At 71.2% G+C, this 3126-nt stretch carries 1 protein-coding gene and 1 pseudogene; both read left to right on the forward strand.

Features of this window, described 5'->3' with window-relative positions:
• Positions 1-1584: pseudogene (locus tag JNW89_RS32570) on the forward strand (sulfatase-like hydrolase/transferase); the annotation flags it as partial.
• Between the two features lie 189 nt (positions 1585-1773).
• Positions 1774-3057 carry a citrate synthase gene (locus JNW89_RS32575; protein ID WP_238451971.1) on the forward strand — a complete coding sequence of 428 codons (1284 nt, stop codon included), beginning with the start codon at positions 1774-1776 and terminating at the stop codon, positions 3055-3057.
• Positions 3058-3126 lie beyond the last annotated feature (69 nt).

A 3126-nucleotide genomic window follows, 5' to 3' on the forward strand; every position in this document is an offset into this window, starting at 1 on the left:
GCGGATCGCCGCGATCGGGCCCCCGGTCTTCGTCGCGCTCTTCCTCTTCGCCTCGCCCGCCTCGGCGGTCGTGCTGCCCCGGGCCCACAGCGGCGCGGCGGGCGTGGCCGGCCGGGGGAGCACCCGCCGGTGGTCATGATCGTCCTCGACGAGCTGCCGCTGGTCTCCCTGCTCGGCCCGGACGGCACCATCGACGCCGCGACCTACCCGCACTTCGCCGAGCTGGCCGCCGGGTCGACCTGGTACCGCAACGCCACCGGGGTCAGCGGCTGGACCCCGTACGCGCTGCCGGCGATGCTCACCGGCCGCTACCCGGCGCAGCCGCTCGCCCCGCACTACTCGCAGTACCCGGACAACCTGTTCACCGCCCTCGGCGGCCTGTACGACGTCCGCGCCCAGGAGAGCATCACCCGACTCTGCCCGCCCAGCCGCTGCGACCAGCCGACAGACCCCGAGCAGGGGCTCGGCGTGCTGGTCCGGGAGAGCGGCAAGCTGCTGCGGCAGGTCGCCGCGCCGGTGGACAGCCGGATCGACCCGGAGGAGTCGTACCGGGAGCGGACCCGCGCCGAGGCCGGCGTGGACGCCGCCGAGCCGGTCCCGGCCGACCCGAGGTTCCGCTTCGACAGCCTGGACGACAACCAGCCGGCCCGGTTCACCAGCTTCCTGGCCGGTCTGCGTCCGTCGTCCCGGCCGACGCTGCACTTCCTGCACCTGCTGATGCCCCACGCGCCCTGGACCTTCCTGCCCTCCGGGGCGCGCTACGCCGCCCCCGAGGACCTGCCCAACGACGGCGCCGGCTGGGTCGAGCTGGCCCGGGCCCGGCACCTGGCCCAGCTGCGCTACACCGACCGGCTGGTCGGCGAGACCCTGCGCACGCTGCGCGCCTCCGGCCTCTGGGACAAGGCGCTGATCCTGCTCACCGCCGACCACGGGGTGAGCTTCACCCGTGACTGGCAGGGCCGTGGGCTGGACGCGATCGACCACGCGGCCGGCGAGGTGGCCTGGGTGCCGATGTTCGTCCGGACCCCCGGACAACGGGCCGGCCGGGTCGACGATCGCAACTGGGAGCACGTCGACCTGCTGCCCACCATCGCCGACGCGGCGCACGTCCGGATCCCCTGGCGGGTCGACGGGCGCTCCGCCCGCCAGGCCCCGCGCCCGAGCGCCGAGAAGCACTTCTACGACCGGCCCGGCCAGCCGCTGACCCTGCGTGGCGGGGTGCCCACCCGGCCGCCGGACCCGGCGCCGCACCCGCTGCTCGGCACCCTGGTCGGCGACCGGCCGACCGGCGGGAGCGCCACAGTGGCGAACCGGGCGGCGTTCGACCATGTCGACCCGGCTGCCGGCGAGCTGCCGGCGCTGGTCTGGGGGACCGTGCCCCGGGAGGTGCCCGACGGCACGCTGCTCGCGGTGGCGGTCAACGGCCGCGTCGGCGCGGTCGTGCCGGTGGTGCCTCGGGACAAGGGGGGCCGCCGCTTCGCCGCCCTGCTCCCTGACGACCACCTGTACCGCGCCGGGACCAACCGGCTCGACCTCTACCGGGTCGGCGCCGACGGCGACCTGCGCCGGCTCACCCTCTCGTAGAACCTTCGTCCCCCGGCGTCCGTCATCGTCGGGGTCGCCCGCGCTCACCAGGGTTTCCCAGCCGTAAGGCCGGGAATCGGGTGACGCATACCTCACCGCCGAACCACGGCGGGCGGTATCCCGGTGACCGTGATTACGGTAAAAGCGAAGGCAATTCAACGAAGATTCGCCGGCGAAGCGAGGAACCACATGACGGAAGTCAAGCTCGATCACCCCGGTGGGCAGCTTTCGATGCCGGTGCACGACGCGGTCGAAGGCCCCGCGGGCATCGGCGTGAGCAAGCTGCTGAAGGAAACCGGGATGACCACCTACGATCCCGGTTTCGTCAACACCGCGTCCTGTTCGTCCGAGATCACCTACATCGACGGCGACGCCGGCATCCTGCGCTACCGCGGGTACCCGATCGAGCAGCTGGCCGAGAAGTCCTCCTTCCTGGAGGTCTCCTACCTGCTGATCTACGGCGAGCTGCCCACCCAGCAGCAGCTCACCGAGTTCAGCGACCGGATCCGGCGGCACTCGCTGCTGCACGAGGAGATGCGCCGGTTCTTCGACGGCTTCCCGCGCGACGCGCACCCGATGGCGGTGCTCTCCTCGGCCGTCAGCGCCATCTCGACCTTCTACCAGGACAGCCTGGACCCGTTCGACTCCGAGCACGTGGAGATGTCCACGATCCGGCTGATGGCGAAGGTCCCCACCATCGCCTCGTACGCCTACAAGAAGTCGATCGGCCAGCCGCTGCTGTACCCGGACAACTCGCTGGGCTACGTGGAGAACTTCCTGCGGATGACCTTCGGCGTGCCGGCGGAGCCGTACGAGGTCGACCCGGTGATGGCCCGCGTGCTGGATATGCTCTTCGTGCTGCACGCCGACCACGAGCAGAACTGCTCGACCTCCACGGTGCGGCTGGTCGGCTCCAGCAACGCCAACCTCTTCGCCTCGGTCTCGGCCGGCGTCAACGCCCTGTTCGGCCCGCTGCACGGCGGCGCCAACCAGGCCGTGCTGGAGATGCTGGAGAAGATCAAGGCCGACGGCGGTGACGTCCGCTCCTTCGTCCGCAAGGTCAAGGACAAGCAGGACGGCGTGAAGCTGATGGGCTTCGGCCACCGGGTCTACAAGAACTACGACCCGCGCGCCGCCATCGTGAAGAAGGCCGCCCAGGACGTGCTGGGCCGGATGGCCAAGCCGGACCCGATGCTGGACATCGCGATGGAGCTGGAGGAGATCGCCCTCGCCGACGACTTCTTCGTCAGCCGCAAGCTCTACCCGAACGTGGACTTCTACACCGGCCTGATCTACAAGGCCATGGGCTTCCCGACCAAAATGTTCACGGTGCTCTTCGCGCTGGGCCGGCTCCCCGGCTGGATCGCCCAGTGGCGCGAGATGATCAACGACCCGGAGACCAAGATCGGCCGCCCGCGGCAGATCTACACCGGCTCCCCGGAGCGGGACTACACCGCGCTCACCGACCGCTGACCCACCCGTACCACCAAGGCCGCCGACCCCTCGCGGGTCGGCGGCCTTCCCCATCCCCACCCCACCCCA

The sequence above is a fragment of the Micromonospora sp. 4G55 genome (assembly GCF_016803375.1).